Annotated in this window: 24 protein-coding genes and 2 tRNA genes; 3 read left to right on the forward strand and 23 right to left on the reverse strand. The window is 63.3% G+C overall.

Annotation, left to right across the window (positions count from 1 at the left end):
* Nucleotides 1-81 precede the first annotated feature (81 nt).
* From rpsO to ftsH, 13 genes are all read right to left on the reverse strand, one after another.
* The gene (rpsO, locus tag AABM56_RS20615) at nucleotides 82-351 is read right to left on the reverse strand and encodes a 30S ribosomal protein S15 (RefSeq protein WP_133863049.1); all 270 of its coding nucleotides are present in this window, start codon (nucleotides 349-351) and stop codon (nucleotides 82-84) included.
* A 92-nt stretch (nucleotides 352-443) separates the two neighbouring features.
* On the reverse strand, nucleotides 444-1,358 hold the full coding sequence (truB, locus tag AABM56_RS20620; protein ID WP_133863048.1) for a tRNA pseudouridine(55) synthase TruB: 915 nt from the start codon (nucleotides 1,356-1,358) through the stop codon (nucleotides 444-446).
* Nucleotide 1,359: 1 nt separating this feature from the next.
* Entirely contained in the window at nucleotides 1,360-1,743 is a 384-nt protein-coding gene (rbfA, locus tag AABM56_RS20625) for a 30S ribosome-binding factor RbfA (RefSeq protein ID WP_133863047.1), read from the reverse strand.
* Between the two features lie 132 nt (nucleotides 1,744-1,875).
* Nucleotides 1,876-4,431: a translation initiation factor IF-2 gene (gene infB, locus AABM56_RS20630; RefSeq protein ID WP_133863046.1), complete on the reverse strand. Its 2,556-nt coding sequence runs from the start codon at nucleotides 4,429-4,431 to the stop codon at nucleotides 1,876-1,878.
* A gap of 26 nt (nucleotides 4,432-4,457) precedes the next feature.
* Nucleotides 4,458-5,930 carry a transcription termination factor NusA gene (gene nusA / locus AABM56_RS20635; protein WP_017640621.1) on the reverse strand — a complete coding sequence of 491 codons (1,473 nt, stop codon included), beginning with the start codon at nucleotides 5,928-5,930 and terminating at the stop codon, nucleotides 4,458-4,460.
* 49 nt (nucleotides 5,931-5,979) lie between these two features.
* On the reverse strand, nucleotides 5,980-6,438 hold the full coding sequence (gene rimP, locus AABM56_RS20640) for a ribosome maturation factor RimP (protein ID WP_263259639.1): 459 nt from the start codon (nucleotides 6,436-6,438) through the stop codon (nucleotides 5,980-5,982).
* A gap of 127 nt (nucleotides 6,439-6,565) precedes the next feature.
* A tRNA-Met gene (locus AABM56_RS20645) sits at nucleotides 6,566-6,642 on the reverse strand.
* Between the two features lie 88 nt (nucleotides 6,643-6,730).
* A tRNA-Leu gene (locus tag AABM56_RS20650) sits at nucleotides 6,731-6,816 on the reverse strand.
* A gap of 16 nt (nucleotides 6,817-6,832) precedes the next feature.
* Nucleotides 6,833-7,213 carry a preprotein translocase subunit SecG gene (gene secG, locus AABM56_RS20655; RefSeq protein ID WP_133863044.1) on the reverse strand — a complete coding sequence of 127 codons (381 nt, stop codon included), beginning with the start codon at nucleotides 7,211-7,213 and terminating at the stop codon, nucleotides 6,833-6,835.
* Nucleotides 7,213-7,971 (reverse strand): triose-phosphate isomerase, encoded by a 759-nt coding sequence (gene tpiA / locus AABM56_RS20660; RefSeq protein ID WP_133863043.1) that lies wholly within the window; start codon nucleotides 7,969-7,971, stop codon nucleotides 7,213-7,215. The genes secG and tpiA overlap by 1 nt, the downstream gene beginning before the upstream one ends.
* 66 nt (nucleotides 7,972-8,037) lie before the next feature.
* Nucleotides 8,038-9,375 carry a phosphoglucosamine mutase gene (gene glmM, locus AABM56_RS20665; protein WP_263259640.1) on the reverse strand — a complete coding sequence of 446 codons (1,338 nt, stop codon included), beginning with the start codon at nucleotides 9,373-9,375 and terminating at the stop codon, nucleotides 8,038-8,040.
* Entirely contained in the window at nucleotides 9,375-10,238 is an 864-nt protein-coding gene (gene folP, locus AABM56_RS20670; protein ID WP_133863041.1) for a dihydropteroate synthase, read from the reverse strand. Before folP ends, glmM begins: the two co-directional genes overlap by 1 nt.
* Nucleotides 10,239-10,245: 7 nt before the next feature.
* Nucleotides 10,246-12,162, reverse strand: coding sequence for an ATP-dependent zinc metalloprotease FtsH (gene ftsH / locus AABM56_RS20675; protein ID WP_347883670.1), 1,917 nt, complete (start codon nucleotides 12,160-12,162; stop codon nucleotides 10,246-10,248).
* Nucleotides 12,163-12,714: 552 nt separating this feature from the next.
* On the opposite strand from ftsH, the gene AABM56_RS20680 reads away from it, so the two are divergent.
* A complete protein-coding gene (locus AABM56_RS20680; RefSeq protein WP_133863039.1) occupies nucleotides 12,715-13,026 on the forward strand; it encodes a YhbY family RNA-binding protein in 312 nt (103 codons plus the stop codon).
* Here AABM56_RS20680 and AABM56_RS20685 read toward each other — a convergent pair.
* The 9 genes from AABM56_RS20685 to grpE form a co-directional block, all read right to left on the reverse strand.
* Nucleotides 13,014-13,466 (reverse strand): hypothetical protein, encoded by a 453-nt coding sequence (locus tag AABM56_RS20685; RefSeq protein WP_133863038.1) that lies wholly within the window; start codon nucleotides 13,464-13,466, stop codon nucleotides 13,014-13,016. The genes AABM56_RS20680 and AABM56_RS20685 overlap by 13 nt on opposite strands.
* The gene (gene greA / locus AABM56_RS20690) at nucleotides 13,444-13,920 is read right to left on the reverse strand and encodes a transcription elongation factor GreA (RefSeq protein ID WP_133863037.1); all 477 of its coding nucleotides are present in this window, start codon (nucleotides 13,918-13,920) and stop codon (nucleotides 13,444-13,446) included. Before greA ends, AABM56_RS20685 begins: the two co-directional genes overlap by 23 nt.
* On the reverse strand, nucleotides 13,917-17,138 hold the full coding sequence (carB, locus tag AABM56_RS20695) for a carbamoyl-phosphate synthase large subunit (protein WP_133863036.1): 3,222 nt from the start codon (nucleotides 17,136-17,138) through the stop codon (nucleotides 13,917-13,919). The genes greA and carB overlap by 4 nt, the downstream gene beginning before the upstream one ends.
* 21 nt (nucleotides 17,139-17,159) lie before the next feature.
* Nucleotides 17,160-17,813, reverse strand: a complete 654-nt coding sequence (gene leuE / locus AABM56_RS20700) for a leucine efflux protein LeuE (protein WP_165904698.1) — start codon at nucleotides 17,811-17,813, stop codon at nucleotides 17,160-17,162.
* 24 nt (nucleotides 17,814-17,837) lie between these two features.
* Nucleotides 17,838-18,974: a glutamine-hydrolyzing carbamoyl-phosphate synthase small subunit gene (gene carA, locus AABM56_RS20705; RefSeq protein WP_187980469.1), complete on the reverse strand. Its 1,137-nt coding sequence runs from the start codon at nucleotides 18,972-18,974 to the stop codon at nucleotides 17,838-17,840.
* 176 nt (nucleotides 18,975-19,150) lie between these two features.
* Nucleotides 19,151-19,957 (reverse strand): 4-hydroxy-tetrahydrodipicolinate reductase, encoded by an 807-nt coding sequence (gene dapB, locus AABM56_RS20710; protein ID WP_133863034.1) that lies wholly within the window; start codon nucleotides 19,955-19,957, stop codon nucleotides 19,151-19,153.
* Between the two features lie 54 nt (nucleotides 19,958-20,011).
* Nucleotides 20,012-21,145, reverse strand: a complete 1,134-nt coding sequence (gene dnaJ, locus AABM56_RS20715) for a molecular chaperone DnaJ (protein ID WP_007162663.1) — start codon at nucleotides 21,143-21,145, stop codon at nucleotides 20,012-20,014.
* Nucleotides 21,146-21,257: 112 nt separating this feature from the next.
* Nucleotides 21,258-23,186: a molecular chaperone DnaK gene (dnaK, locus tag AABM56_RS20720; RefSeq protein WP_133863033.1), complete on the reverse strand. Its 1,929-nt coding sequence runs from the start codon at nucleotides 23,184-23,186 to the stop codon at nucleotides 21,258-21,260.
* Between the two features lie 93 nt (nucleotides 23,187-23,279).
* Nucleotides 23,280-23,846: a nucleotide exchange factor GrpE gene (gene grpE / locus AABM56_RS20725; protein WP_133863032.1), complete on the reverse strand. Its 567-nt coding sequence runs from the start codon at nucleotides 23,844-23,846 to the stop codon at nucleotides 23,280-23,282.
* Nucleotides 23,847-24,012: 166 nt separating this feature from the next.
* Here grpE and recN point away from each other — a divergent pair, with 166 nt between their 5' ends.
* Nucleotides 24,013-25,680: a DNA repair protein RecN gene (gene recN, locus AABM56_RS20730; RefSeq protein ID WP_133863031.1), complete on the forward strand. Its 1,668-nt coding sequence runs from the start codon at nucleotides 24,013-24,015 to the stop codon at nucleotides 25,678-25,680.
* Between the two features lie 62 nt (nucleotides 25,681-25,742).
* Here the strand turns inward: recN and fur are convergent, their stop codons facing one another.
* Nucleotides 25,743-26,147: a ferric iron uptake transcriptional regulator gene (fur, locus tag AABM56_RS20735; RefSeq protein ID WP_007162667.1), complete on the reverse strand. Its 405-nt coding sequence runs from the start codon at nucleotides 26,145-26,147 to the stop codon at nucleotides 25,743-25,745.
* 94 nt (nucleotides 26,148-26,241) lie between these two features.
* Between fur and AABM56_RS20740 the strand changes: the two genes are divergently transcribed.
* On the forward strand, nucleotides 26,242-26,781 hold the full coding sequence (locus AABM56_RS20740; protein ID WP_347883671.1) for an outer membrane protein assembly factor BamE: 540 nt from the start codon (nucleotides 26,242-26,244) through the stop codon (nucleotides 26,779-26,781).
* Nucleotide 26,782 lies beyond the last annotated feature (1 nt).

Raw genomic sequence — 26,782 nt, forward strand, 5'->3', positions numbered from 1 at the left:
CCGGCCTTTCAAGCAAAAAAGCCGGAGGCCGGCGCGAGCCGACCTCCAGCTTCAGACTGCTTGCAGCAGGTCTGCATCGTATTAACGACGCAGGCCCAGGCGAGCGATCAGTGCGCTGTAACGAGAGGTGTCTTTGGACTTCAGGTAGTCCAGCAGCTTACGACGCTGGTTGACCATGCGGATCAGACCACGACGGCTGTGGTGATCCTTGCCGTTGATCTTGAAGTGACCTTGCAGCTTGTCGATGTTGGCGGACAGCAGGGCAACCTGCACTTCCGGCGAACCGGTGTCGCCTTCGGCGCGCTTGAACTCGTTTACGATCTGGGCTTTGTCTTCAACGCTCAGTGCCATGATAGGGCTCCTCTGAGGAACAGGCCGGGATAGGTCCCGTGCTTAGGAAAGAGGTGTGACCGTGCCTGCTGACAGCCACCCTCGGTATCGGTCTAGGACCGAATCAGTCTACGGGGGGCAACCTGCCCCTCGTCATCAATCTCGCCGATGCCGATGAAACGACCCTGGTCGTCCTGCACCCGCATCAAGCCGAATTTCGGTGCATTGGCCGCCCGGACGGGCTGACCGTGCAACCAGTAGTAGGCGCTGTGCTGAGTCAACTGCACCAGCGGCCAGTGCTCCAGGCCACTGTCGACCGGCAGCAGGAAGCGATCCAGCGCTGCGGAACCGCCTTCGGCGTGCACCGCCTCCAGCTCTTCCAGGCTGATGGCCTGCGCCAGACCGAAGGGGCCGGCCTGGGTACGGCGCAACTCGGCCACATGGGCACCGCAGCCGAGCAGGGCGCCGAGGTCTTCGACCAGGGTGCGCACATAGGTGCCCTTGCTGCAGGCCACTTCCAACGTCGCGCGATCTTCCTGCAACGCCAGCAGTTCCAGCCGGGCAATAGTAACAGAACGCGGCTCGCGCTCCACTACTTCGCCCGCACGCGCCAGCTTGTAGAGCGGCTGCCCGTCGCGCTTCAGCGCCGAATACATCGGCGGAATCTGCTCTATCTGGCCCCGGAAGGCCGGTAGCGCGCCCTGGATGGCCGCTTCGTCGACCGCGACCGCCCGTCGCTCCAGCACCTCACCCTCGGCATCGCCGGTGGTGGTGGTGACGCCAAGTTGCGCCACGGTGCTGTAGCCCTTGTCGGCATCCAGCAGGTACTGGGAAAACTTGGTCGCCTCGCCAAAGCACAGCGGCAGTACGCCGGTGGCCAGGGGATCCAGGCTACCGGTGTGCCCGGCCTTTTCGGCATTGAGCAGCCAGCGGACCTTTTGCAGGGCGGCATTGGAGGAAAAGCCGCGCGGCTTGTCCAGCACCAGCACGCCATGCACCTGCCGGCGAATTCGCTTGACCTGGGCCACCCTACTCCTCCCCGTCCTGCCGACGGTCTTCGGCGACCGCCCGCTCGATCAACGCCGACAGCTGGGCGCCGCGACGGATGCTCTCGTCATACTGGAAACCCAATTGCGGAACGGTCCGCAGCTTCATCGCCCGGCCCAACTGCTGTCGCAGGAAGCCGGAGGCATCCTTGAGGATGGCGATATTCTGCTTGATCGCCTCGGGGTCATCGTCCTTGCCCAGCACGGTGATGTGCACCTTGGCATGGGACAGATCCCGGGCCACGTCCACGCCGGTGATGGTCACCATGCCCAGCCGTGGATCTTTGATTTCGCGATGGATCAACAGCGCCAGTTCGCGCTGTATCTGATCACCGATACGCTGGGTACGGCTGAATTCTTTGGCCATGTCGAAACTCTCGTACAAAAGGCCGCAGACGTCAGGCCTGCCAGCCATGAACCTTGGAAACGCGAACGGCAAGTCCGGACCTGGCAGGGTTCTGCCAGGTCCGCGACCTGCCGTCCTGGTGCAGAGTCGTCGTTACAGCGAACGGGCGACCTGAACCTTTTCGAACACTTCGATCTTGTCGCCGACGCGGACGTCGTTGTAGCTCTTCACGCCGATACCGCATTCCATGCCGGCACGCACTTCGGCCACGTCATCCTTGAAGCGACGCAGGGATTCCAGCTCGCCTTCGAAGATGACCACGTCTTCGCGCAGGACGCGAATCGGACGGTTGCGGTGCACCATGCCCTCGGTGACCATGCAGCCGGCGACAGCGCCGAACTTGGGCGAACGGAAGACGTCACGTACTTCAGCGATACCCAGGATGTTCTCCCGGACGTCACTGCCCAACATGCCGGTCAGCGCCTTCTTCACATCTTCGATGATGTCGTAGATGACGTTGTAGTAGCGCATGTCGAGGCCTTCCTGCTCGACGATCTTCCGCGCCCCGGCATCGGCCCGGACGTTGAAGCCGAACAGCACGGCATTGGACGCCAGCGCCAGGTTGGCATCGCTCTCGGTAATACCACCGACGCCACCGCCGACCACACGTACCTGGACTTCGTCGTTGCCCAGACCGGACAGCGAACCCTGCAGCGCCTCGAGGGAGCCGCGCACATCGGACTTGAGCACGATGTTGAGGGTCTTTTTCTCGTCCTGGCCCATGTTCTCGAAGATGTTCTCGAGCTTGCCGGCGTGAGCGCGGGCCAGCTTGATCTCGCGGAACTTGCCCTGACGGAACAGCGCCACTTCGCGCGCCTTCTTCTCGTCGGTCAGCACGGTGAGTTCGTCACCGGCATCCGGGGTGCCGTCCAGGCCGAGAATCTCGACCGGGATGGACGGGCCGGCTTCTTTGATCGGCTTGCCGTTCTCGTCGAGCATGGCACGGATGCGGCCGAAGTTGACGCCGACCAGCGCCATGTCGCCCTGCCGCAGGGTACCGTTCTGGACCAGCACGGTAGCGACCGGACCACGACCCTTGTCCAGGCGCGATTCGATGACCACACCGCGACCGGGTGCTTCCGGCGTAGCGGTCAGCTCCAGGACTTCGGCCTGCAGCAGGATGGCTTCGAGCAGCTCGTCCACACCGGTACCGGCCTTGGCCGAGACGTGCACGAACTGGGTATCGCCGCCCCACTCTTCCGGGATGACCTGACGACCGGCCAGATCGTGCTTGACGCGATCCGGATCGGCATCGGGCTTGTCGATCTTGTTGACCGCCACGACGATGGGGACACCCGCCGCCTTGGCGTGCTGGATGGCTTCCTCGGTCTGCGGCATGACGCCGTCATCGGCCGCGACGACCAGGATGACGATGTCGGTGGCCTTGGCACCACGGGCACGCATCGCGGTGAACGCGGCGTGACCAGGGGTATCCAGGAAGGTCACCATGCCACGCTCGGTTTCGACGTGGTAGGCACCGATGTGCTGAGTGATGCCACCGGCTTCGCCCGACGCGACCTTGGCGCGACGGATGTAGTCCAGCAGCGAGGTCTTGCCGTGGTCGACGTGACCCATGACGGTCACCACCGGCGCACGGTGCAGGGCCTTGCCACCCTCGAACTTGAGGGACTCGGCCAGCTGGTCTTCCAGGGCGTTCTCGTTGACCAGCTTGACCTTGTGGCCCAGCTCTTCGGCCACCAGCTGCGCCGTCTCGCGGTCGAGCACCTGGTTGATGGTGGCGGGAGACCCCATCTTGAACATGAACTTGATGACTTCGGCGGCCTTCACCGACATCTGCTGAGCTAGCTCAGAGACGGTGATGGTCTCACCTAGATTGACTTCGCGCACTACAGGTCCTGTCGGGCTCTGGAACCCGTGTTGGTTTCGCTTCTTGAGTCGCGATTTGCCACCGCGACCGCCACGCCGGCCAAAGCCCTCTTCCTCGTCGTCGCCACTGCGCACGGTACGGGGAGCTGCGACCTTGTCCTTGATCGACGGGCGATGCTGGGCATTCTTGCGCTCACGGCGCTCGTCTTCTTCGCGCTTGCTGCTCGGGGCAGGATGCACGGGACGACGCGGTTCTTCGCGCTTGCGCTCACCAGCCGGGTCGGCTTTCTTGACCTCGGCGGCAGGCGCGGCAGCGGGTTGCTGCTCGGCCACCACGGCCGGGGCTTCCGGCGCGGCAGGGGCTGCAGCCTCGGCGGGGACCGCCTGCTGCGTGGCCTGAGCCGCGGCTTCGGCCTGCTGCTGGGCAGCGGCCTCGGCAGCGCGCTGGGCTTCTTCCTCGGCACGTGCCTGGACAGCGGCCTCTTCGGCGGCGCGCTGGGCTTCCTGCTCGCGGCGCTGTTCGGCCTCGAGTTCAGCGGTGCTGCGCTTGACGAAGGTCTTCTTCTTGCGCACTTCGACGCTGACTGTCTTGCTGCCGGCCACTTTCAGCGTGGTCTGGGTCTTGCGCTGCAGGGTGATCTTGCTTGGCTCGTCGAGCTGCGCGGTCCCCTTCAGGTGCGTCAGCAGGGCCTGCTTTTCCGCATCGCTCACCAACTGCTCAGCACTGCTGTGCGTCAGACCTGCCTCGCGCATCTGCTGTAGCAGACGTTCCACCGGCGTATTGACCGTTTGGGCCAGTTCTTTCACCGTGACTTGCGTCATGCACTTCTCTCCTCAGACTGCGCCGCTTACTCGAACCAATGGGCACGGGCAGCCATGATCAGCTTGCCGGCACGCTCTTCGGTCATGCCGTTGATGTCGAGCAGGTCGTCGATCGACTGCTCGGCGAGCTCTTCGCGATTGACCACGCCACGCTGGGCCAGCGCGCTGGCGAGCTGGGGATCCATGCCGTCGAGGGTCAGCAGATCTTCGCTGGGGCTCTTCTGTTCTTCGGTCGCGATGGCCCGGGTAAGCAGGCGATCCTTGGCCCGGGTACGCAGCTCGTTGACGATGTCTTCGTCGAAGCCATCGATGTTGAGCATCTCTTCCATGGGCACGTAGGCCACTTCCTCGAGGGAGGTGAAGCCTTCTTCCACCAGTACCTGAGCCAGCTCCTCGTCGACATCCAGCTCGTCGATGAAGCGCTGGATGATGTCGCCGGTCTCCGCCTGCTGCTTGGCGTTGATATCCGCCTCGGTCATCACGTTGAGCGTCCAGCCGGTCAGCTGACTGGCCAGGCGCACGTTCTGACCGCCACGACCGATGGCCTGGGCCAGGTTGTCCTCGGCGACGGCGATATCCATGGTACGGCTGTCTTCGTCGACGATGATCGAAGCGACTTCGGCCGGGGCCATGGCATTGATGACGAACTGCGCAGGGTTGTCGTCCCAGAGGACGATGTCGACCCGCTCGCCACCCAGTTCACCGGATACCGCCTGGACACGCGAACCGCGCATGCCGATGCAGGCACCCTGGGGATCGATGCGCTTGTCCTTGGAACGGACGGCGATCTTGGCCCGCGAACCCGGATCCCGGGCAGCCGCCATGACATCGATCAGCTGTTCGGAAATTTCCGGTACTTCGATGCGGAACAGCTCGATCAGCATCTGCGGATCGGTACGCGACAGCATCAGCTGCGGACCGCGGTTTTCCGTACGGATTTCCTTGAGCAGGGCACGCAGACGCACGCCCATGCGGAAGGTCTCGCGGGGAATGATGTGCTCGCGCGGCAGCAGCGCCTCGGCATTGTTGCCCAGGTCGACGATCACGCTGTCACGGGTGACCTTCTTGACGGTACCCGAGATGATCTCGCCGACCTTCTCGCGATAGGCGTCCACAACCTGAGCCCGCTCGGCCTCGCGCACCTTCTGCACGATCACCTGCTTGGCGGTCTGGGCGGCAATCCGACCGAACTCGATGGACTCGATCTTCTCTTCGATCACTTCACCGGCCTTGACGCCGGGATGCTCTTCCTGGGCGTCTTCCACCGTCAGATGCGAATCGGGCAACTGATAGTCTTGGTCTTCCACCACGGTCCAGCGGCGGAAGGTTTCGTAGCTGCCGTTGTGTCTGTTGATCGACACCCGCAGATCCACATCTTCTTCGTAGCGCTTCTTGGTAGCCGTGGCGAGAGCCAACTCCAGTGCCTCGAAGATGACGCCGGGTGGAACACCCTTCTCGTTCGAAACAGATTCCACTACCAGCAGAACTTCTTTGCTCATCTTACGCCTCGTATTCGCAATCCTTGGGATCCGCGGTCTCGCGCTCAAATCACTCGAAACGGGGAACGACGTTGGCCTTGTCGATCATCTCGATGGGCAGCAGATATTCATGCTCGTCCACCTGCACCACGACGTCCTGGTCTTCCACACCGCGCAGCAAACCCTGGAAATTACGCCGCCCTTCGAAGGGCGACCGAAGTTTGACCTTGACCTGTTCACCGACGTGGGCAGCGAATTGCACCAGGGTGAACAGCGGTCTATCCATACCGGGGGAAGACACCTCAAGGGTGTATTCATTGGTGATCGGATCTTCCACATCGAGTACGCCACTTACCTGGCGACTGACAGCCTCGCAATCTTCGACGAGAATGCCGTTGGGATGATCGATGTAGACACGCAGTAGCGAATGCCGCCCTTGGGAGATGTACTCGACACCCCAGCAGACATAGCCAAGCGCCTCGACGACGGGGGCCAGCAAGGCCTGCAACTGTTCTAGCTTGCTCGACACCTGGTTGCCTCGCGTTTTTTGAGAATAAAAAATGGGCATTACGCCCATCCCTAAGAGGTCTGCGCAAGAAAGCGCGACCCGAACTGTCCAGCCAACAAAAAGCCCCTAAAAAGGGGCTTTAAATAACTGGTTGCGGGGGCTGGATTTGAACCAACGACCTTCGGGTTATGAGCCCGACGAGCTACCAGACTGCTCCACCCCGCGTCAAAGCTGGAGCGAGATTATATTCAACTGAACTCAAGGAGTCAACCTACTCTATTCTCGCCGCGTCCTGCAGGACGTCTTTGCTATTTGGTGCCGAAGATGGGACTCGAACCCATACAGCCTATGGCCACTACCCCCTCAAGATAGCGTGTCTACCAATTCCACCACTTCGGCATGAAACCTTTTAAACCTACTTGGACTCCTGGGGCACGTCCCCGGAAGTACCACCCTGGGCAGCACGTGGCTGGCTCAGAGGAACATCGTTACCATCCTGTTTCGGCTGAGGAGCCTGCTGGACTGGCTGAGTGGGCAAACCCACCTCACGCAGACCCAGCGCACGGTCTTTGGCGTAATACCCCAGACCCAGGCTAGTCGCGAAAAAAACCGCGGCTAGTATAGCAGTAAAACGACTTAGAAAGGTAGCAGAACCTTGACTACCAAACACGGTACCCGAGGCGCCCGCACCAAAGGATGCACCGGCTTCGGCACCCTTGCCCTGCTGCATCAATACCAGCACGATCAGGCCAAGCGCCATCAGCAAGTGGATCACAACTACTGCAGTTTCCAACATTATCCACGTCCTGCAGCGCGGCAAATCGCACTGAACTCTTCAGCATTCAGGGAGGCTCCACCCACCAGCCCCCCATCAATATCCGGCATGCCGAACAACTCGGCAGCACTGGCAGCCTTGACACTGCCGCCATACAACAGCTGAAGGCCTTCAGCGACCTCAGCATCGGCTTCGCGCACCAGGGCACGAATCGCCGCATGAACCTCTTGCGCCTGCTCCGGCGTTGCCGTGAGCCCCGTACCTATCGCCCAAACCGGCTCGTAGGCCACGACGGCATTGGCAAAAGCTGCCACTCCAACCGCCTCGATGACCGCCTTCAGCTGGCCACCTACCACGCCCAAAGTGCGCCCAGCCTCCCGCTCTTCACGGGTTTCGCCGACACAGAGCACGGGAATCATCCCGCCCTCCTGAATGGCCGCGAATTTCTTCGCCACCACCGCATCATCCTCGCCCAGCAGTGCACGCCGCTCGGAGTGTCCAACCAGTACGTAACGGCAACCGAATTCTGCCAACTGGGTCGAGGACACCTCGCCAGTCAGAGCCTTTTCGCCCGCGACGGAGGCACAAGTCTGAGCCCCCACCATCAGCGACGTTGCCGCCAACGCTTCAGCCACCCCCGGCAGATGCACAAATGTCGGGATCACCACGACATCGACACCCGCTGCGCCATCCAACCCTTTCAAGCCTGCGACCAGCGCCGACACGCCTTGCAGCGAGCCATGCATTTTCCAGTTACCGGCAACCAGGGAACGACGCATGCGTTTTACCTCAGGGAGCGAAGTGGGCGCAGATGTTACTCAATCAAAAACAGGCATGCAAGCAAATCAAGCACATACCTCGCTTACCAGCTCGGCGAGGGCCTCGGCATAGGCGCGCACCTCGCGCTCGTTCTCGCCTTCGACCATGACGCGCAGCAGCGGCTCGGTACCGGATTTGCGCAGCAGTACCCGTCCCTTGCCGGCCATCTTCTCGGTTACCTCGGCACTGGCCTGCTTGACCCGCGGGTTCTCCAAGGGATCCTGGCCGCCACCGAACCTCACGTTTATCAGCACCTGTGGGCACTTGCGCAGCGCCATGCGCGCCTGGGCCAGGGTCTGGCCGGCATTGCGCAGGGCGATGAGTACCTGCAGCGCGGCGATGGTGGCGTCGCCGGTGGTGGTGTACTGGCAGCAGACCACATGCCCGGAATTCTCGCCGCCCAGCACCCAGTTGCGCTCCAGCAGCTCGGCCATCACATAGCGATCGCCTACCTTGGCGCGCACGAAGGGAATATCCAGTTCGGCCAGCCCCAGCTCGAGACCGAGATTGCTCATCAGGGTACCGACCACCCCACCCTCGAGGCGACCACGACGCTTGAGATCGCGGGCGATCAGATAGAGCAGCTCATCGCCATCCACTGCCGATCCAGTGTGATCCACCATCAGCACTCGATCACCGTCGCCGTCGAAGGCGATGCCGATGTCGGCGTGCTGGTCGAGCACCGCCTGTTGCAGCCCCTCCAGATGGGTGGAACCGCAATCCTTGTTGATATTGAGACCGTCCGGCTGCACCCCGAGCACGCTGACATCAGCTCCGAGCTCACGGAAGACGCTGGGTGCGATCTTGTAGGTGGCGCCATTGGCGCAGTCCAGCACGATCTTCATACCGGCGAAACTGGTCCCGGTCGGCACGCTGCTCTTGCAGAATTCGATGTAACGACCCGCGGCATCGTTGATGCGCGAGACCTTGCCGATACGCGCCGAATCGACCACGGTCATGGGCGTGTCGAGCAGCTCCTCGATCATGGTTTCCAGTTCATCGGGCAGCTTGGTGCCGGCGCCGGAAAAGAACTTGATGCCATTGTCGTAGTAGGGATTGTGCGAAGCACTGATAACGATGCCGGCGCTGGCCTGGAAGGTCCGCGTCAGATAGGCGATACCCGGCGTCGGCATGGGACCCAGCAGCATGACGTCGGCACCGGCAGCGGAAAGACCGGCTTCCAGTGCCGATTCGAACATGTAGCCGGAGTTGCGGGTGTCCTTGCCCACCAGCACTCGACAACCGCCGCGACTGCGAAAGGCGATACCCGCCGCCCAGCCCAGCTTGAGCATGAACTCGGGGGTGATGGGATACGTTCCGACCTTGCCGCGAATACCATCGGTTCCAAAATACTTTCTTGCCATCAGTTCTGTTCCTGCCTGAAGCCTTCGACCGCGGTGATCATCTTCACCGCGTCCACCGTTTCCGCCACATCATGGACCCTGAGGATCTGCGCACCCTTGGCCAGCGCCAGCGCCGCCAGGGCCAGACTGCCTGCCAGGCGCCCCTCTACGGGTCGCCCGGTAACCGCGCCGATCATGCTCTTGCGAGAAACGCCCACCAGCAAGGGTAGCCCAAAGGCGAGCAACTCGGTTTGTCGTCTGAACAGCTCGAGGTTGTGCTCCAGGGTCTTGGCAAAGCCATAGCCCGGATCCAGCACCAGCCGCCCACGGGAGATCCCGGCCGCTTCGCAACGGGCAATCTGCTCGGCGAGAAAGGCGCCGACTTCGCCGGCGACGTCAGCATAGACGGGCGCCTGCTGCATGGTGCCGGGCTCGCCCCGCATGTGCATCAGGCAGACCGCCAGATCGGTCGCGGCGGCAGCCTCCAGGGCGCCGGGCCGGCGCAGCGAGCGGACATCATTGATCAGACCGGCCCCTGCCTGAGCACCTTCCCGCATGACTACCGGCGAGGAGGTGTCCATGGAGATGACGACATCCAGCTCTCGGGCGATCGCCTCGACCACCGGCACGACACGCTCGAGCTCCTCGACCTCGGACACCGGGGGCGCCCCTGGTCGCGTGGACTCTCCACCCACATCGATGATGGCAGCACCGGCCGTCATCATCGCCTCGGCATGGCGCAACGCGCTGTCGACAGCCGTATAGCGACCGCCGTCGGAGAAGGAATCGGGCGTCACGTTGAGGATGCCCATGACTTTGGGCGCGTCAAAAACAAGAACCCGATTGCCGCAAGGCAATCGGGTCGAAGGGAACGGATTGAACATGGGTGTTTCAGTGTTCTCCGGCCGGACCACCGATGGGCGTTTCAGGACGATCGCTACCGCTTTGCGGTGCCGGCGAATCACCGGTAGGACCACCCCGGTCATGCCAGTCGCGCGGCTCACGCGGCACCTTGCCCGCCATGATGTCGTCGATCTGGTCCGAATCGATGGTCTCGTACTTCATCAGGGCATCGGACATGAGTTCGAGCTTGTCGCGATTCTCGTCCAGCAGCCGCTTGGCAGTGTTATAGCAGTCGTCGATGATGCGACGAATCTCCAGATCGATCAGCTTGGCGGTCTCTCCCGACATGTTGCCGGCGCCACCACCCCCCGAACGACCCAAGTAGCCTTCGTTCTCTTCCTCACCATACAGCAGCGGACCGAGCTTCTCGGACAGGCCCCACTTGGTCACCATGTTTCGCGCCAGGGAGGTCGCCCGCATGATGTCGTTGGAAGCGCCCGTGGTGACGCCTTCGAAGCCCAGGGTCATCTCTTCGGCGATACGGCCACCGAACAGCGAACAGATCTGGCTTTCTAGCGCCCGCTTGGACAGGCTGTAGCGATCTTCCTCGGGCAGGAACATGGTCACGCCCAGGGCCCGGCCACGGGGAATGATGGAGACCTTGTAGACCGGATCGTGCTCGGGCACCAGGCGACCCACGATGGCATGGCCCGCTTCGTGATAGGCAGTGTTGCGCTTTTCCTTCTCGGACATGACCATGGTCTTGCGCTCGGCGCCCATCATGATCTTGTCCTTGGCCAGCTCGAACTCACGCATATCAACGGTGCGCTTGTTGGAACGAGCGGCGAACAGGGAGGCCTCATTGACCAGGTTGGCAAGGTCGGCACCGGAGAAACCCGGGGTACCCCGCGCGATGACGCCCGCGTCGACGCGCTCGCCAATCGGCACCTTGCGCATGTGCACCTTGAGGATCTGCTCGCGGCCGCGGATGTCCGGCAGACCGACCACGACCTGGCGATCGAAACGACCGGGACGCAGCAGTGCCGGGTCCAGTACGTCAGGCCGGTTGGTGGCTGCGATGACGATGATGCCATCGTTCATCTCGAAGCCGTCCATCTCGACCAGCAGCTGGTTCAGGGTCTGCTCGCGCTCGTCGTGACCACCGCCCATGCCGTTGCCACGATGGCGACCGACCGCATCGATCTCGTCGATGAAGATGATGCAGGGCGCATGCTTCTTGGCCTGGTCGAACATGTCGCGGACACGGCTGGCGCCGACACCGACGAACATCTCGACGAAGTCCGAGCCGGAAATGGTGAAGAACGGCACCTTGGCCTCGCCCGCCACGGCCTTGGCCAGCAGCGTCTTGCCGGTACCCGGCGAACCGACCATCAGTACACCGCGCGGAATACGCCCGCCGAGGCGCTGGAACTTGCCCGGATCACGCAGGAATTCGACCAGCTCGGTGACTTCTTCCTTGGCTTCGTCGCACCCGGCGACGTCGGCGAAGGTGGTCTTGACCTGATCTTCCGACAACAGCCGCGCCTTGCTCTTGCCAAAGCTCATGGGGCCGCCGCGACCACCAGCGCCTCCCTGCATCTGGCGCATGAAGAACATGAAGACCGCGATGATCACCAGGATCGGGAAGCTGGCCACCAGCAGCTGAGTCCAGATGCTCTGCTGCTCGGGCTGCTTGCCGGTGATGGTGACGCTGTTGTTCACCAGATCGCCGATCAGGCCATTGTCCTGGATCGCCGGACGGATGGTCTTGAAGGGATCGCCGTCACGATGCTTGCCGGTGATGACATAGCCATCCACGGTCACGCTCTCGATCTGCCCGTCCTTCACCTGCTGGATGAAGTCGGAATAGCTGAGCGTCTGGGGTTCGTTGGGGCTGGAGAAGTTGTTCATCACGGTGACGAGCACCGCGGCGATGATCAGCCACAGGATCAGATTCTTTGCCATGTCGTTCAATTGACTACCCTCTGCGCCGGTTTCGTGGGTAAACCGTTCGAAGCGAAACCGGCAGTGACCGGTAAGTTACTACACAAAGCCTGGCCCACGGCAGACATCGTCTGTAACGCTATATGAGTCTCCTGCCTTTGACTCTAGGGCAAGGCAGACGTTGCGGCCATCAATTCTCTCAATTGCCCCTAAAACCGCGACCCAATAGCTATTGCTGGCGCGATCTGGTCCCGCGACACGGAGAGCCCTAGATCAGCCCGCCGTACTCCGCTCGCTCATATGGGGGCCAGGACGGAAATAACAAGGCCTCCCGCCTGACACCTGGTATCTGGCCCTGCGAACTGCCCAGGCAGATCCCCCGGGTGGCTTGCTTCCAGCCGCGAGTCCATCCACTACGGTCATGCCTCACAGTGACCTGACGCCTGCGCTCGTGGCGGTATCCCTTGAGCCGGCGAGGCCGGTTCTGTCGGGGGCCACCGTCACGTTGTCGCGTATCGCTGGGCGGCACCGGGCAGCTGGGATAAACTGTTCGGCTTTTATCCGGGGTGAATTATGGCGCTCAACAACGAGCTCAAAAAGCGGTTCAAGGCGATCGGTCATCAACTCAAGCCGGTGGTCACCATCAGCGAGAACGGCCTGAGCGAAGGCGTACTGGGTGAACTCGACCGCGCGCTGAACGATCACGAACTGATCAAGATCAAGCTGGCCGTCACCGAGCGTGATGACCGCCGGGCCCTGATCGACGAGTTGTGCGCGTCGAGCAAGGCGGAGCTGGTGCAGGTGATCGGCAAGATGGCGCTGATCTATCGCAAGGCCCGCGAGCAGAATCGCAATCTGTCCAACGTGGTGCGCTACACCGCCTGATTGCCCGGCGCACGCCCGGGAACGGGCTGCAGCACCAGGATCAGTCCGCAGAGCAGCAGAACCAGGTAGCCGGCCAGGGCGGTCGGCCCGGTCCAGAAGCGCGCCAGTTCGTTCTGCAGCAGCACCGCCAGTGCACTGGCCAGCAGCAGCTGGCCGCGCAGGTCACGCCACAAGGCGCCCACACCTGCCCACCACACCAGCACCACGATCTGGGTAAAGACCCCACCGCCTGCGGCGCTGAGCATCATGCGCAGCAATTCTTCACGTCCGGACTGGATCAGCAGCGGCGCCCAGCCCGCCTGGGCCAGCGCCACGGGGATGCACAGGTGCAGGGCGACCAGCGGGCCGACCCAGAACACCTGGGCCAGCTGCCAGGCGGCGGCGAGCAGCCTGGCGAGCCAGCCGCCGGCGCGGTGATCAGACGTGACGGACGGCGACAATTTCGTATTCGACATTGCCACCCGGGGTCTTCACCACCACCACGTCCCCTTCTTCCTTGCCGATCAGCGCGCGCGCGATGGGCGAACCCACCGACAGCTTGCTCTGCTTGATATCCGCCTCGTCGTCACCAACGATCTGGTAGGTCACCGTCTCGTCAGTCTCGGTGTTGGCGATCTCCACGGTGGTGCCGAAGATCACCTTGCCGGTGTGCGGCAAGGCGGCCACGTCGATCACCTGAGCGTTCTGCAGGCGACCTTCGATATCGCGGATACGCGCCTCGACCATACCCTGCTGCTCACGGGCGGCATGGTATTCGGCGTTCTCCTTGAGGTCACCCAGCTCGCGCGCCTCGGCGATGGCCTGGGTGATCTGTGGGCGCAACTCGGTCTTGAGATGCTTGAGTTCGTCTTCCAGGGCGCGAGCGCCCTGGACGGTCATCGGGTACTTGGTCATGCCTTCACTCCTGCATGCAGATCTTGCAGACGGCGCACGGTCTTCTCGGCGCCGAATTTCAAAGCTTCGCAAATGGCCTGGCCGCCGGCAATGGTGGTGGTGCAGCAGAGCTTGTGCTGCAGCGCGTTGCGGCGGATCGAATAGGAATCAGCAATGGACTGCCGGCCTTCGGTGGTGTTGATGATCAGGGTGACCTCGTCGTTCTTGATCATGTCGACCACGTGGGGACGGCCTTCGGTCACCTTGTTCACGCGGCGCACCGGCAGACCGGCGGCCTCGATCACCCGCGCGGTACCGGCGGTGGCCACGACCTCGAAGCCGAGGCCGACCAGATCGCGGGCGACCTGCACGGCTTCGGGCTTGTCATCGTCCCGCACGCTGATGAAGGCGCAACCGGAATTCGGCAGGATCTCGTTGGCGCCCAGCTGGGCCTTGGCGAAGGCTTCGCCGAAGCTGTCGCCGACCCCCATCACCTCGCCGGTGGACTTCATTTCCGGGCCGAGGATGGGGTCGACGCCGGGGAACTTGTTGAAGGGGAACACCGCTTCCTTGACGCTGAAGAACGGCGGGATGATCTCCTGGGTGAAGCCCACCTCGGCCAGGGTCTTGCCGGCCATGACCCGGGCGGCCACCTTGGCCAGGGACTCGCCGATGCACTTGGAGACGAAGGGCACGGTACGGGAAGCGCGCGGGTTGACCTCGATGACGTAGATGTCTTCACCCTGCACGGCCATCTGCACGTTCATCAGACCGATCACGCCGAGTTCCAGGGCCATCTTCTTGACCTGCTCGCGGATCTCGTCCTGGATGTGCTTGGGCAGCGAATAGGGCGGCAGCGAACAGGCGGAGTCACCGGAGTGCACGCCGGCCTGTTCGATGTGCTGCATGATGGCACCGATCACCACGGTCTTGCCGTCGCACACCGCATCCACGTCTACCTCGATGGCGCAGTTGAGGAAGTGGTCGAGTAGCACGGGACTGTCGTTGGACACCTTCACCGCTTCGCGCATGTAGCGCTTGAGCTCTTCTTCCTGGTAGACGATTTCCATCGCCCGACCGCCCAGCACGTAGGAGGGACGGACCACCATCGGATAGCCGATGTTCTTGGACAGGGCCAGGGCCTCGTCTTCACTGCGCGCGGTGGCGTTGGCCGGCTGACGCAGATTCAGACGCTGCACCATCTGCTGGAAGCGCTCGCGGTCTTCGGCGCGGTCGATGGCGTCGGGGCTGGTGCCGATGATGGGCACGCCTGCTTCTTCCAGGGCGCGGCAGAGCTTGAGCGGGGTCTGGCCGCCGTACTGGACGATGACGCCCTTGGGCTGCTCGACGCGAACGATCTCCAGCACGTCCTCCAGGGTCACCGGCTCGAAGAACAGGCGGTCGGAGGTGTCGTAGTCGGTGGAGACGGTTTCCGGGTTGCAGTTGACCATGATGGTCTCGTAGCCGTCTTCACGCATGGCCAGGGCCGCGTGCACGCAGCAGTAGTCGAACTCGATGCCCTGACCGATGCGGTTGGGACCGCCGCCGAGGATCATGATCTTGTCGCGACCGCTGGGCTTGGCCTCGCACTCTTCCTCGTAGGTGGAGTAGAGGTAGGCGGTGTCGGTGGCGAATTCGGCGGCGCAGGTGTCCACCCGCTTGTATACCGGCAGCACCTTGAGCTTGTGGCGATGGGCCCGCAGGTTCTTCTCGGTGACGCCGAGCAGCTTGGCCAGACGCGCATCGGAGAAGCCCTTGCGCTTGAGCTTGCGCATCAGGTCGTAGTCGAGGTCGGCCAGGCCCAGGGTCTTGATGCGCTCCTCGTCCTTGATCAGGTCTTCGATCTGCACCAGGAACCAGGGATCGATACGAGTCAGTTCGAAGACCTTGTCCAGGCTGTAGCCCTGACGGAAGGCGTCGCCGATGTACCAGATGCGATCGGCACCGGGCACGGTCAGCTCGCGCTTGAGGGTGCTGTCGGCCTCGGGATCGGTCGGGTCCAGCTTGGGATCGAAGCCGACCACGCCCACTTCCAGACCGCGCAGGGCTTTCTGCAGGGATTCCTGGAAGGTACGGCCGATGGACATGACCTCGCCCACGGATTTCATCTGGGTGGTCAGACGGGCGTCGGCCTTGGGGAACTTCTCGAAGGCGAAGCGCGGGATCTTGGTGACCACATAGTCGATGGCCGGCTCGAAGGACGCCGGGGTACGACCGCCGGTGATGTCGTTCTGCAGCTCGTCCAGGGTGTAGCCGACCGCCAGCTTGGCGGCGATCTTGGCGATGGGGAAGCCGGTGGCCTTGGAGGCCAGCGCCGAGGAACGCGACACCCGCGGATTCATCTCGATCACCACCATGCGCCCGGTGTCCGGGCAGATGCCGAACTGGACGTTGGAGCCGCCGGTCTCGACGCCGATCTCGCGCAGCACCGCCAGGGAGGCGTTGCGCAGGATCTGGTATTCCTTGTCGGTCAGCGTCTGCGCCGGCGCCACGGTGATGGAGTCACCGGTGTGCACGCCCATGGGATCGAAGTTCTCGATGGAGCAGACGATGATGCAGTTGTCCTTCTTGTCACGGACCACCTCCATCTCGTATTCCTTCCAGCCGATCAGGGATTCGTCGATCAGCAGTTCGTTGGTCGGCGACAGGTCCAGACCGCGATTGCAGATCTCTTCGAATTCTTCCCGGTTGTAGGCGATGCCGCCACCGGTGCCGCCCATGGTGAAGGACGGGCGAATGATGCAGGGGAAGCCGACCTTCTCCAGCACGCCGTAGGCTTCTTCCATGCTGTGGGCGATGCCCGAGACCGGACAGGCCAGACCGATGTCCTTCATGGCCTTGTCGAAGCGCGAGCGATCCTCGGCCTTGTCGATGGTATCGGCGTTGGCGCCGATCATCTCGACGCCGAACTTCGCCAGCACGCCATGGCGCTCCAGATCCAGGGCGCAGTTCAGCGCGGTCTGGCCACCCATGGTCGGCAGCAGGGCGTCGGGGCGCTCCTTCTCGATGATCTTGGCCACGGTGGCCCACTTGATCGGCTCGATGTAGGTGGCGTCGGCCATCGACGGGTCGGTCATGATGGTGGCCGGATTGGAGTTCACCAGGATGACGCGGAAGCCTTCCTCGCGCAGGGCCTTGCAGGCCTGGGCGCCGGAATAGTCGAATTCGCAGGCCTGGCCGATGACGATGGGGCCGGCCCCGAGGATCAGGATGCTCTTGATGTCTGTACGCTTAGGCATGGGCTTCTCGAATGCAGGTAATCAGGTCAGGGTCGCGGTGGCCAACTTCACACCGAACCCCACGAACAGGGCGCCGACGCCACCGGTGGCGCCCGCGCTGAGGCGACGCCGCTGACGGAACCAGGCCGCCAGGCGAACGCCGCAGAAAATCAGGAACGACAGGTAGCAGAAGCTGATGGCTTCCAGGACCGCGCCCAGCACCAGAAAGGACAGCGCCGGATGGGCGTAACCGGGGTCCACGAACTGGATGAAGAAGGAGACGAAGAACAGGATCGCCTTCGGGTTCGACAGACTCAGCAGCAGGGCCTTGCGGAACGGCTGGTGGACGTCTTCGCGCAGGGTCGCCTCGGCCTGGCCCTGGGCCGGACTGCGCCAGGACTTGAGTCCGCCGCGCAACATGCCCCAGCCGAGGTAGAACAGATAGGCCGCGCCCAGATACTTAAGGATCTGGAAGAACAGTGGCTCGGCCTTGAGCAGCGAGGCGACGCCCAGGGCGGAGAGCAGCATCAGCACGGCGTCACCGAGGAACACCGCGGAAGCCGCCTGGTAACCGCTGCGGATACCGCGCTGGGCGCTGGTGGCAAGCACGAAGAAGGAGTTGGGGCCGGGCAGCAGGATGACGAACAGGGTCCCGACCACGTAGGTCCAGAAGTCGATGACACCCAGATTCGCCAGCATGAGCCTTACCCTCCTTCCGTCTTAGCGGCGTGCCGCCATGGCCTGGATGAACTTGTCGAACAGCGGTGCCACGTCGTGCGGACCAGGGCTCGCCTCGGGGTGACCCTGGAAGCTGAAGGCGACCTTGTCGGTACGCTCGATGCCCTGCAGGGTGCCGTCGAACAGCGACTTGTGGGTGGCCCGCACATTGGCCGGCAGACTGGCCTCGTCCACGGCGAAACCGTGGTTCTGGCTGGTGATCATCACCACGCCGCTGTCGAGATCCTGCACCGGATGGTTGGCGCCGTGGTGACCATTGGGCATCTTCACCGTCTTGGCGCCGGAAGCCAGGGCCAGCAACTGGTGGCCCAGGCAGATGCCGAACACCGGAATCTCGGTTTCCAGGACGTCCTGGATCGCCTTGATGGCGTAGTCGCAGGGCTCGGGATCGCCCGGGCCATTGGCCAGGAAGACACCGTCGGGCTGCAGCGCCAGGGCTTCGCTGGCCGGGGTCTGGGCCGGCAGCACGGTGATGCGGCAGCCGCGGGCCACCAGCATGCGCAGGATGTTCAGCTTGACGCCGTAGTCGAAGGCCACCACGTGATAGGGCAGCTGCTCGGCCGGGATCTCGGCGTGGCTGTCGGTCTCCAGCGACCAGACGCTGGAACGCCATTCGTAGCGCTCCTTGACGCTGACTTCCTTGGCCAGGTCCATGCCCTTGAGGCCGGGGAAGGCGCGGGCCAGTTCCAGGGCGCGCTCTTCGGTGGCGTCTTCGCCGGTGAGGATGCAGCCATCCTGGGCGCCCTTCTCGCGGAGGATGCGGGTCAGTCGACGGGTGTCGATGCCGGCGATGGCGATGGTGCCGTTTTCCCTGAGATAGTCCGGCAGCGACTGCTTGTTGCGCCAGTTGCTGGCCAGCAGCGGCAGGTCACGGATGATCAGTCCGGCAGCCCAGACCTGGGCGGCCTCGCCATCCTGCGGCGTGGTGCCGGTGTTGCCGATGTGCGGATAGGTCAGGGTGACGATCTGCTTCGCATAGGAAGGATCGGTCAGGATTTCCTGGTAGCCGGTCATGGCGGTGTTGAACACCACTTCGCCGACCGTGTGGCCGTCGGCACCGATGGATTCACCGCGAAAGATGCTGCCATCGGCAAGTGCGAGTATGGCTGGCTTAGTCAAGAAGACCTCCGAAAATCAAGCCTTGGCGGGCAAACGCAGGGTGCAAAAAAACGGGATGACATCTCGAAGAGTCATCCCGTTTTAATGTTGTGATTTCATTCTGCGCTAGCTTTTAGTGGATACACTAAAGCTGCATTGTACAGGAATTGATCACGGCTGGCACCCCCGCGAGCGGTTCAGCGCAACTCCAGCACGTCCTGCATGTCATATAGCGCCGGTTGTTTGTCCTTGAGCCAGAGGGCTGCGCGTACGGCGCCCTTGGCGAAGGTCATGCGACTGGACGCCTTGTGGGTGATCTCGACCCGCTCGCCTTCACTGGCGAACAGCACCGTGTGATCGCCCACCACGTCGCCGGCACGTACGGTGGCGAAGCCGATGGTCTGGCGATCGCGGGCACCGGTCTGGCCTTCCCGGCCATAGACGGCCACTTCTTCCAGATCACGACCCAGCGCCTGGGCAACGACCTCGCCCATGCGCAGGGCAGTACCCGAAGGCGCATCGACCTTGTGCCTGTGATGCGCCTCGATGATCTCGATATCGACCTCGTCACCCAGCACCCGGGCAGCGGTATCCAGCAACTTGAGACAGAGATTGACGCCGACGCTGAAGTTGGCCGCGAAGACGATGGGGATTTCCTTGCTGGCCTCCAGCAGGGTCAGCTTCTGCTCGGCGGTGAAGCCGGTGGTGCCGATCACCATGGCCTTCTTCGCCTTGCGGCAGAGCGCCAGATTCTGCAGAGTCACATTGGGGTGGGTGAAGTCGATGACGACATCGAAATCATCCAGCACCCGCGCCAGGTCACCCGACAGCATCACCCCGTTACGGCCGATGCCGGCGAGCTCTCCCGCGTCGGCACCCACCAGGCTGCTCTCGGGACGATCCACCGCGGCGGTCAGGCCGGCAGCGCCCTGGGTCTGCTGGACCGCTTCGATCAGGGTCTTGCCCATGCGCCCCGCGGCGCCCATTACAGCTATACGTCGCATCATCAGCTCCAGGCTGCTGGCCGGGCGCCGCCTCGCGACGACGCCCCTGCCGGTTTAGAGGTCGTCGAAGAAGCGCTTCATGCCGTCGAACCAGCCACTGGCCCGGGGCGAATGGGAGCTGTCGCTCTGCAGGGTGTTGCGGAATTCCTCGAGCAGCTCGCGCTGCCGCCGGCTCAGGTTGACCGGAGTCTCCACCACCACCTTGCACATCAGGTCGCCGGCGCCACCGCCACGCACGGGCGTCACGCCCTTGCCACGCAGGCGGAACATCTTGCCGGTCTGGGTCCCCTCGGGGATCTTCAGCTTGACGCGGCCATCCAGGGTCGGCACTTCCAGCTCGCCACCCAGGGCGGCATCGGTGAAGTTGATCGGCACCTCGCAATAGAGATGCTTGCCGTCGCGCTGGAAGATCGAGTGCTCGCGCACATTGACCACCACGTAGAGATCGCCGCTCGGACCACCCAGGGTCCCGGCCTCGCCCTCGCCGGTCAGGCGGATACGGTCGCCAGTGTCGACGCCCGCCGGCACCTTGACCGACAGGGTCTTCTGCTCTTCCACACGTCCCTGACCATGGCAGGCGTTGCAAGGCTCGGGAATGATCTTGCCGCTGCCGTGGCAGCGCGGGCAGGTCTGCTGCACCGAGAAGAAGCCCTGCTGCATGCGCACCTGACCGATGCCGCCGCAGGTAGGGCAGGTGGACGCCGAGGTACCCGGCTTGGCGCCATTGCCGTCGCAGACCTTGCACTCGACCAGGGTGGGCACGCGAATGGTGACCGTGGTCCCGCGCACCGCCTCTTCCAGATCCAAGTCCAGGGTGTAGCGCAGGTCGGCACCACGCTGCGGACCGCCACGCCCACCGGCACCACCGCGCCCGCCGAAGAAGTCGCTGAAGACGTCGCCGAAGATGTCGGAGAAGCTCGCGCCACCCGCCGCACCACCGAAACCGCCGCCACCCATGCTCGGATCGACGCCAGCATGGCCATACTGGTCGTAGGCCGAGCGCTTGCCCGCATCGGACAGCACTTCGTAGGCCTCGGCGGCCTCCTTGAACTGCTCCTCGGCAGCCGCGTCACCCGGATTGCGATCCGGGTGGTATTTCATCGCCAGGCGTCGGTAGGCCTTCTTGAGCTCGGCTTCGCTGGCGCCGCGCTCGACCCCGAGCACCTCATAGTAATCACGTTTGGCCATAGACTTTCTGCACCTTAAATTTTCTCACCCTCCAGACACGCCAACGCGGGAGCAGGCTCCCGCGTGGCGGATCCGACGGGCCGAAGCCCGTCAGGTGCGGTAAGCACGCGGCTTACTTGTTGTCCTTCACTTCCTCGAACTCGGCATCGACCACGTCGTCGCCGGGCTTCTTGGCATCACCGTCCGCCTTGGCCGAGGCGCCTTCGGCACCCGCGGCAGCACCCTGCTCGGAATAGAGCTTCTGGGCCAGCGGCGCGGAGGCCTGGGACAGGGCATTCATCTTGGCTTCGATGGCATCCTTGTCGTCGCCGCGTACCGCGGTTTCCAGTTCGCCGATGGCCTTCTCGATGGTGCTCTTCTCTTCCGCGGTGGCCTTGTCACCGGCCTCGGTCAGCATCTTGCGGGTGCCGTGCACCAGGGCATCACCCTGGTTGCGGGCGGCAGCCAGCTCTTCGAACTTGCGATCCTCGTCGGCATTGGCCTCGGCGTCACGCACCATCTGCTGAATCTCGTCCTCGGACAGACCGGAGGACGCCTTGATGACGATGGACTGCTGCTTGCCGGTGGCCTTGTCCTTGGCGGACACGTTGAGGATGCCGTTGGCGTCGATGTCGAAGGTCACCTCGATCTGCGGCACGCCACGCGGCGCCGGCGGGATCTCGGCCAGGTCGAACTTGCCCAGCGACTTGTTCTGCGCGGCCTGCTTGCGCTCGCCCTGCAGCACGTGGATGGTCACGGCGCCCTGGTTGTCGTCGGCGGTGGAGAACACCTGCGACTTCTTGGTCGGGATGGTGGTGTTCTTCTCGATCAGCGCGGTCATCACGCCACCCATGGTCTCGATGCCCAGGGTCAGCGGAGTGACGTCCAGCAGCAGCACGTCCTTGACGTCGCCGGCCAGCACGGCGCCCTGGATGGCGGCACCGATGGCGACGGCTTCATCCGGGTTGACGTCCTTGCGCGCTTCCTTGCCGAAGAAGTCGGCTACGCGCTTCTGCACCAGCGGCATGCGGGTCTGACCGCCCACTAGGATGACCTCGTGGATGTCGGAGACGTCCAGGCCGGAGTCCTTCAGGGCAGTGCGGCACGGCTCGATGGTGCGCTCGACCAGCTCTTCCACCAGGGACTCCAGCTTGGCGCGGGAGACCTTGACGTTCAGGTGCTTGGGACCGCTGGCATCGGCGGTGATGTACGGCAGGTTGACGTCGGTCTGGGTAGCCGAGGACAACTCGATCTTGGCCTTCTCGGCAGCTTCCTTCAGGCGCTGCATGGCCAGCGGGTCACCCTTGAGGTTCATGCCGCTTTCTTTCTTGAATTCTTCGACGAGATAGTCGATGAGGCGGATGTCGAAGTCTTCGCCACCCAGGAAGGTGTCGCCGTTGGTGGCCAGCACCTCGAACTGATGCTCACCATCGACCTCGGCGATCTCGATGACCGACACGTCGAAGGTGCCGCCGCCCAGGTCATAGACGATCACGGTGTGGTCGCCCTTGGCCTTGTCCAGGCCATAGGCCAGGGCAGCCGCGGTGGGCTCGTTGATGATGCGCTTGACGTCCAGACCGGCGATGCGACCGGCATCCTTGGTGGCCTGGCGCTGGCTGTCGTTGAAGTAGGCCGGTACGGTGATGACCGCCTCGGTCACGGCTTCGCCCAGGTAGTCCTCGGCGGTCTTCTTCATCTTTTTCAGGACTTCGGCAGACACCTGGGGCGGCGCCATCTTCTGGCCCTTGGCCTCGACCCAGGCGTCACCGTTGTCGGCCTTGACGATCTTGTAGGGGACCATCTCGATGTCTTTCTGCACGACGTTTTCTTCATAACGCCGACCGATCAGACGCTTGACCGCGTACAGGGTGTTCTGCGGATTGGTCACCGCCTGGCGCTTGGCCGGCTGGCCGACCAGGGTCTCGCCATCGTTGGTGTAGGCGATGATGGACGGCGTGGTACGGGTGCCTTCGGCGTTTTCCAGTACCTTGACGTTACCGTTTTCGAGGATCGCGACGCAGGAGTTGGTCGTCCCCAGGTCGATACCGATGATCTTGCCCATGTAGTCTTCTCCAGAAATCTCAGATTCCGCGCGGCCCGCTCAGGGGGCCTTTGATGTTCGCTTGCCTACCAGATGGGGCCGAGCGAAAGAATTTCAAGCCTTTTCGTCGATGCTCGGCTGCTGCGCCGCAGGTGCCTTGCTGACTACCACCATCGCCGGCCGCAGCAGGCGACCATTGAGCAGATAGCCCTTTTGAAACACCTTGAGCACGCTGCCCGGCTCGGCGGTAGCGCTCTCCTCCATGGCCATGGCCTGGTGGTGCTCCGGGTTGAAGGGCGCGCCGTGGGGATCGACGGCCTCGACCTGATAGCGCTTGAGGGTGTCCTGCAGCATCTTCAAGGTCAGCTCCATGCCTTCACGCATGGGCTTGAGGGCCTCGTCGCTGGCGTTGGACAACTCCAGGCCACGCTCCAGGCTGTCGAGCACCGGCAGGAGATCGCCGGCGAATTTTTCCAGCGCGAACTTGTGCGCCTTCTCCACATCCTGCTCGGCGCGACGACGCACGTTCTGCAGTTCGGCGACGCTGCGCAGCGACTGATCCTGGGCAGCAGCGAGCTGCTCTTCGAGCGTGGCGACGCGGGTGGCGAGATCCTCGTGCTGGACGTCGCCCTGAGCGGCTGCTTCGTGCTCGGGGGTCTGGGAGTTCTGTTCGTCGGCCATGGAGTCCTCCTGTGATAATGCCGGTGGGCGCGCCCGCTAATGGACGATGCCTTGATCGATGGCGCCTATATGGGGCCGCCGGCCGGCGCTTCAAGAGCTGTATGGATTGCCAGTGCCCGAGAGGCACTGTATAAACAACCAGAAAACCGCTTTCGGAGATCGTCGCATGCTGGTGCATCTGTCCGTCCGCAACTACGCCATCGTCGAACACCTCGACCTCGACCTCGAGCGCGGCATGACCGTGATCACCGGCGAAACCGGCGCCGGCAAGTCCATCATGCTCGATGCCCTCGGCCTCACCCTGGGCGACCGCGCCGACAGCGATGCGGTAAGGCCTGGCGCCGACAAGGCCGATGTCCTGGCCAGCTTCGACACCACCGACATACCCGAGGCGCGCCAATGGCTCGCCGAGCGAGACCTGGAGCAGGACGGGCCCTGCCTGCTGCGCCGCGTCATCACCCGCGAAGGACGCTCGCGCGGCTATATCAATGGCTCGCCCTGCCCGCTGGCCGACCTCAAGACCCTCGGCGGTCTGCTGATCGACATCCACAACCAGCACGAACACCAATCGCTGCTCGGTCTCGATACCCATCGCCGCCTGCTGGACGAATACGCCGGCGCGGGCGAGCTGGTGCGCCAGGTGCAACTCGCCGCCCAGCGCTGGCGCCAGGTGCGCCAGACCTTGGAGCGCCTGACCCGCAACGGTGACGAGCAACGCGCCCGCCATCAGCTGCTCAGCTATCAGCTGGAAGAACTCGACAACCTCGCCCTGGTCGAGGGCGAGCTGCAGGCCCTGGAGCAGGAGCAGAGCGATCTGGCGAGTGCCGAGCACATCCTGCTGGCCTGCCGCCAGGCCATGGACCTCTGTACCGAGAACGAGCAGGGCAATGCCCAGTCAGCGCTCAATGCCAGCGTGGCACGCCTGACTGCCTTCGACCGCCCGCCCGCGCAGATCCAGGAAGCCAGCAACCTGCTCGCCTCCGCGCAGATCCAGATCGAGGAGGCGATGAACGAACTCAATCGCTTCGTCGATCATTTCGAAGCCGACCCGGAGCGCCAGCAGGCGGTACAGGAGCGTCTCGACAGCGTTTACAGCCTCGCCCGCAAGCATCGCGTGCAACCCGAAGCCCTGCTGGAGCTGCACGAACAGCTGCGCAACGAACTGCAATCGCTGGATGCCGACGACGTCGCTCTGGAGCGCCTGCAGGAAGAGCTGGCCGCCTTCGAGCGCCACTACCAGGAAAAGGCCGGCGAATTGAGCCGTCTGCGCGAGCAACGGGCGCCGGAGCTGGCCGCAGCGGTCGAAACCGAAATGCAGCGCCTGGGCATGCCAGGTGGCCGCTTCAGTATCACCCTCTCGCCGGGCAGCACCGGCGAACCTCAGCCTGTGGGCAACGAGGGGGTCGAATTCCGCGTCAGCGCCAACCCGGGCCAGCCCCTGCGCCCACTGGCCAAGGTCGCTTCCGGTGGCGAACTGTCACGGATCAGTCTGGCCATCCAGGTCATCACAGCCCAGACCTCGCGCACGCCCACGCTGGTGTTCGACGAAGTGGACGTCGGCATCGGCGGCCCGACTGCCGAGGTGGTCGGCCAGCTGTTGCGGCAGCTGGGCGAGCGCGGCCAGGTACTGACGGTCACCCACCTGCCCCAGGTAGCGGCCCAGGGGCATCAGCATCTTTTCGTGCACAAGGAGCGCGGCACCGACGAGACCCGTACGGCGGTTGCAAAACTGGACCGGGCGCGCCGTGTGGAGGAAGTGGCGCGCATGCTCGGCGGCGTCGACCTTACCCGCGAATCCCTCGCCCATGCCCGCAAGCTGGTGGTCAGCCGCTAGACGCAGGCTGCCAACAGACATGAAAAAGGCGACTCGGAGTCGCCTTTTTCATGTCTGGATCTTCACTTGCGCTGACGGATGTACAGCACGAGGTTGTGATCGACCAGCTCGAAACCATGCTCTTCGACGATCTCGCGCTGACGCTTTTCGATCGAGGCATCGGTGAACTCGATGACTTCGCCGGTATCCACATCCACCATGTGATCGTGGTGTCCGGTGTCGGCCAACTCGAACACGGCGTGACCGCCATCGAAATTGTGGCGCACCACCAGACCAGCCGCTTCGAACTGGGTAAGGACCCGATAGACCGTTGCCAGCCCCACGTCCTCGCCTGCTTCCATCAGCGCCTTGTAAACGTCTTCAGCGCTCATGTGGCGCTGCTCGGTGGTGTCCAGCATCTGCAATATCTTGACGCGCGGCAGGGTCACTTTCAGACCCGCTTTGCGGAGTTCGTTGTTCTCTACCATGCTCTTTCTCGGTGCCGAGTGCTTTCGCAGCCCTCGGGAATACGGGTATGATCGGTGCTTCGTTGCCCAGCAAGATAGTGGAAGTCTCCCACCGATGCAAAACCTCAAGCAAACGCTGACCGGGCTCTCTCTGATGGGCCTAGCCATGCTCGCCGGCTGCTCTCTGCCGGGGGTTTACAAGATCGACATCCAGCAGGGCAACGTCGTCACCCAGGACATGATAGACCAGTTGCGCCCCGGAATGACCCGACAACAGGTCCGGTTTATCATGGGTTCGCCGCTGATCCAGGACACCTTCCATCCCAATCGCTGGGACTATCTGTACAGCCTGCAAGCAGCCGGTGGTCAGCGGAAACAGGAGCGTGTCAGCCTGGTGTTCAACGGTGACAACCAGTTGAGCAGCCTGGCTGGCGATTTCATGCCCGGCACCACCCGTGAACAGCAGATCATGGGTACCGACAGTGGTACCAGCGTGGATCCCACCGCGCCGGCGCAACCCGCTGCTGCGCCTGCGGCAGCACCGGAAACCCCCGCCGTGCCCGGCTCGACCGAAGACACTATTCAGAAAGAGATCGATAGCGCTCGGCCGGCTGCCATCCCGACCCCCGACCGCATCCGTACCGACGGCCAGTGAT

The sequence above is a fragment of the Pseudomonas aestiva genome, from assembly GCF_039908605.1.
GTDB lineage: Bacteria > Pseudomonadota > Gammaproteobacteria > Pseudomonadales > Pseudomonadaceae > Chryseomonas > Chryseomonas aestiva.

Bases quoted from the DNA above. Each gene is read 5' to 3' on its own strand.
- rpsO (WP_133863049.1), bottom strand. From the start codon at position 351: ATGGCACTGAGCGTTGAAGACAAAGCCCAGATCGTAAACGAGTTCAAG.
- rbfA (WP_133863047.1), bottom strand. From the start codon at position 1,743: ATGGCCAAAGAATTCAGCCGTACCCAGCGTATCGGTGATCAGATACAG.
- infB (WP_133863046.1), bottom strand. From the start codon at position 4,431: ATGACGCAAGTCACGGTGAAAGAACTGGCCCAAACGGTCAATACGCCG.
- nusA (WP_017640621.1), bottom strand. From the start codon at position 5,930: ATGAGCAAAGAAGTTCTGCTGGTAGTGGAATCTGTTTCGAACGAGAAG.
- secG (WP_133863044.1), bottom strand. From the start codon at position 7,213: ATGTTGGAAACTGCAGTAGTTGTGATCCACTTGCTGATGGCGCTTGGC.
- tpiA (WP_133863043.1), bottom strand. From the start codon at position 7,971: ATGCGTCGTTCCCTGGTTGCCGGTAACTGGAAAATGCATGGCTCGCTG.
- glmM (WP_263259640.1), bottom strand. From the start codon at position 9,375: ATGGCAAGAAAGTATTTTGGAACCGATGGTATTCGCGGCAAGGTCGGA.
- folP (WP_133863041.1), bottom strand. From the start codon at position 10,238: ATGTTCAATCCGTTCCCTTCGACCCGATTGCCTTGCGGCAATCGGGTT.
- ftsH (WP_347883670.1), bottom strand. From the start codon at position 12,162: ATGGCAAAGAATCTGATCCTGTGGCTGATCATCGCCGCGGTGCTCGTC.
- AABM56_RS20680 (WP_133863039.1), top strand. From the start codon at position 12,715: ATGGCGCTCAACAACGAGCTCAAAAAGCGGTTCAAGGCGATCGGTCAT.
- greA (WP_133863037.1), bottom strand. From the start codon at position 13,920: ATGACCAAGTACCCGATGACCGTCCAGGGCGCTCGCGCCCTGGAAGAC.
- carB (WP_133863036.1), bottom strand. From the start codon at position 17,138: ATGCCTAAGCGTACAGACATCAAGAGCATCCTGATCCTCGGGGCCGGC.
- dapB (WP_133863034.1), bottom strand. From the start codon at position 19,957: ATGCGACGTATAGCTGTAATGGGCGCCGCGGGGCGCATGGGCAAGACC.
- dnaJ (WP_007162663.1), bottom strand. From the start codon at position 21,145: ATGGCCAAACGTGATTACTATGAGGTGCTCGGGGTCGAGCGCGGCGCC.
- dnaK (WP_133863033.1), bottom strand. From the start codon at position 23,186: ATGGGCAAGATCATCGGTATCGACCTGGGGACGACCAACTCCTGCGTC.
- grpE (WP_133863032.1), bottom strand. From the start codon at position 23,846: ATGGCCGACGAACAGAACTCCCAGACCCCCGAGCACGAAGCAGCCGCT.
- recN (WP_133863031.1), top strand. From the start codon at position 24,013: ATGCTGGTGCATCTGTCCGTCCGCAACTACGCCATCGTCGAACACCTC.
- fur (WP_007162667.1), bottom strand. From the start codon at position 26,147: ATGGTAGAGAACAACGAACTCCGCAAAGCGGGTCTGAAAGTGACCCTG.
- AABM56_RS20740 (WP_347883671.1), top strand. From the start codon at position 26,242: ATGCAAAACCTCAAGCAAACGCTGACCGGGCTCTCTCTGATGGGCCTA.